Below are 945 nucleotides of genomic sequence, written 5' to 3' on the forward strand. Positions count from 1 at the left end.
TCGCCTGCAACGAAAACACCCGGCACAGCGCGCAGCATCAGCCCCTGATCCACAGCGTCAAAGGAAACACCCCCGGCGGTGGAGATCGCCTCATCCAGCGGGCGCAGACCGTCATGCGCGATGGGAAGCCGTTTGAGCAGTGCCGCAAGAACTTGCGGCTCTTGTGGCAGGGGGCGGGCCATTTCCTGCACAAGCGCCACCACAGCGGGGGAGGGGCGCAGCGCCTTTCGCAGCCTGTTGGAAAGGCTCGCCTTTCGCCCGGCGCGGTCAAGCGCCTCGGCCACGCTTTGCACGGAACGGTCGGGCAGCAGATCAACGGAGAGGTCCGCGCCTTCCCGCAGGGCGCGAGAGACGGTATAGATGCCGCCCCCTTCCAGCCCACGACTGGAAAGCGATGCCTCCCCGCGGGATGAGTGATCCCCGGCATGCCACCGGACCCCCTTCAACGGTTGACCGAAATGATCACGCATATGATCGCTCCAGCAAATTCGCACCCCGGCATTCGCGGGCTCAAATGGCACAAGGGGAACGTCGCGTTGGGCGAGCCATGGCATCCAGCGCCCGTCTGAGCCGAGGCGCGACCAACTGGCACCGCCAAGCGCCAGCACGGTCACCGCCGCCGGCAGGATATGTCGCGTACCACCCGCCCGGAACGCGGGGTTCGGCCCTTCCCATCCGATCCATCGCCAGCCGACGCGGCGCTCCACTGCTAGCGCGTCTAGCCGCCTCAGCCATGCCCGCAACAGGGGCGAAGCCTTCATCGCTTCGGGGAAAACGCGGCCTGTCGAACCTGTGAAAAGTCTCTGCCCCAGTCCTTCGGCCCAATGCTGCACCGCCTCCTGATCGAAGGCATCCAACATCGGGGCGAGGTGCGGCGCGGAGGGGCCGAGCGCCCGGTCAAAGGCATCGCGTTCTTCCGCCATCGTCAGGTTCAGACCGGATTTT

Annotated in this window: 1 protein-coding gene; it reads right to left on the minus strand. The window is 66.1% G+C overall.

Going from position 1 to position 945, the window contains the following annotated elements; translation table 11 throughout:
* A partial coding sequence (locus A3764_RS20705; RefSeq protein ID WP_067952046.1) for a TIGR03862 family flavoprotein occupies window positions 1-945 on the minus strand: 945 nt, incomplete at both ends.

The sequence above is a fragment of the Sulfitobacter sp. HI0129 genome (assembly GCF_001635395.1).
Lineage (GTDB): Bacteria > Pseudomonadota > Alphaproteobacteria > Rhodobacterales > Rhodobacteraceae > Sulfitobacter.